This window comes from Microcystis sp. M53603_WE2 (assembly GCF_030065435.1).
In genome coordinates this window covers 1-1,994 of sequence record NZ_JASJFF010000852.1, presented here as the reverse complement: position 1 = coordinate 1,994, position 1,994 = coordinate 1, and the positions used below count along the sequence as shown (strand labels likewise).

General features: G+C 41.3%; 3 protein-coding genes. 2 read left to right on the top strand and 1 reads right to left on the bottom strand.

Annotation, left to right across the window (positions count from 1 at the left end; genetic code table 11):
• Nucleotides 1-538 (top strand): GerMN domain-containing protein (locus PX481_RS18085; RefSeq protein WP_288095323.1); only part of this gene is annotated, 538 nt, incomplete at its 5' end.
• 44 nt (nt 539-582) lie between these two features.
• On the opposite strand, the gene PX481_RS18080 is transcribed toward PX481_RS18085, so the two are convergent.
• Nucleotides 583-1,644 carry a mechanosensitive ion channel family protein gene (locus PX481_RS18080; protein ID WP_288095321.1) on the bottom strand — a complete coding sequence of 354 codons (1,062 nt, stop codon included), beginning with the start codon at nt 1,642-1,644 and terminating at the stop codon, nt 583-585.
• Nucleotides 1,645-1,672: 28 nt separating this feature from the next.
• Here PX481_RS18080 and PX481_RS29810 point away from each other — a divergent pair.
• A partial coding sequence (locus PX481_RS29810; protein ID WP_353852200.1) for a cytochrome c occupies nt 1,673-1,994 on the top strand: 322 nt, incomplete at its 3' end.

The window sequence follows — 1,994 nt, the reverse complement described above, 5'->3', positions numbered from 1 at the left end:
TGAATCTCCCACTCCAGCGCCGATAAGTCAATCACCAATTGTTGAACCGGTTTCTCCCGGTCCAGTGGAGACAAGTCCAACAGCAACTCCTGCAGCTATTCCTGTTAGGGAAACTCGACAGGTTTATTGGTTAAAAGTGACCGATACGGGTAATCAATTAGTCACCCAAGAAATTACCGTTCAAAAAGCGGATAGCGACGACCGAGAGTTAACAGCAGTATTGAAGATTCTATTAGCTGGTCCAAGTAATCCTCAGGACATGACTACTATTCCCCCCGGTACTAAATTACTGGATTTAAAAGTAGATAAAACGGGAATTAAGATTAATCTCTCGCGGGAGTTTGGCAATGATGATGGTTCTGATATGTTAATCGGTCGTTTGGCACAAATCATCTATACTACTACTACCGAGGATCCCAATGCCAAAGTCTGGATTCAAGTGGAAGGAAAACCCCTAGAATTATTAGGAGAAGGCCACGGTATTGAAGTTGCCCAACCGATGACTCGTAAGTTTTTTGAGGAGAATTATCAATTGTAAGTTTTCCGCGCATTTCAATTGTTTGTTGCGATAGCAAATTGAGGTTAACTAGGGGGATTACTGGGGGGATAGGGAAAAAGAATTGGATAGGGAAGTTTAATTCCTTCTTGCTGATAGCGTCGGTGTAGGAGTTTAATAAATTCGTGTTTAATGGTGAGATGTTGAAAAAATTCTTCTTCTATCACCTTGAGATAAACCGTCAGCACAATGCTATAGTAATCGAATTTATGATAACGAATAAAGGGTTGATAGTCACCGAGGTTAGGTTGCAATAACTGGGCGATTTCTTGCATGACTTCTAGGGTAACTTTTTCGACTTTTTCTAAGTCACTATCGTAACTAATGCCCACTTCCACGGGAACCAGGAGGGAGTGATCTGGTAAACTATAGTTACGGAAACTAGAAGAAATGATCTGAGCATTGGGAATAACCAAAAGATTATTGGTAATTTCTTCGATGACTGTGCATCTTAAATCCACATCTCGCACATAACCAGCTTCTCCCGTTCTCAGTTCAATATAATCTCCCGGTCTAACTTTTTTGGAAGTGATAATATTAATCCCTGACATTAAATTAGCTAGGGTATTTTGGAGAGCTAAACCGAGGGAAACACCCCCAATACCCAAGGCAGTAAGCATGGGAGTTATCGAAATGCCAATCGAGCTTAAAATCAGCAAAAAACCGCAGCTAAAAATCAGAACTTTGGCGAGAAATTCAAATAGGGAAGTTAGGGAAGAAATGCCATCATCTCCCGTGGTATAAACTCGTAATATTTCCACGGATAATTGAGCAACAACCCAAGTAGCCGAAGCTAAAAAAGCCACTAGCAGCAATTTTTGGCTCAGGAGAATGAGGGAGGGAAAGAGGGGAAGATTGGGAAGGGAGAGGGCAATATTTAAACCCAAAAGTCCGAACCAAAGTATGCTTAATCCACGAAGGGAACGTAAAACCCCTTCCGAGAAACGCAGGTTTTTTTCTCTGGCAATCGATAAAAGTTGACTGACAACGCGCTGTTCTACGAGCCATCCCAACAGCAGGAAACTGAGGATGATGGTGATAGGTAAGATAATATAGGGCCAATCTTCCAGTCTGGTTAATAGGTTCATTGCTAGAGGGTTAGAAAAAGATGCAGTTTTGTCTTATATTATTCTCCATTTGCCTATCTCTAGCAGGAGCGGTGGAATTTTGGGGCAAAAAGTTGCAAAATGTAAAGAGAAACTCACCTTTCCTTCGGCGGCCTTCGTGAATAGTCAGTTATTTAAACCAAAATTCGGGCTTTATCGATTCTTAATGGTTATAATCGTGGTTTTGTTCTTGATTAGCACCTATTTAATCACCTTTCATCTGGCTAAGATGTCGGATCCCTACATTAAAGAGGTGTTATCCCTACAAGGTAATGTCAGTCGCGGTTACGAAATCTTTCAAATTAACTGTGCTGCTTGTCACGGTCAGTTTG

Excerpts from the sequence above, each read along its gene's own strand:
- PX481_RS18080 (WP_288095321.1), bottom strand. The coding sequence starts at position 1,644 with ATGAACCTATTAACCAGACTGGAAGATTGGCCCTATATTATCTTACCT.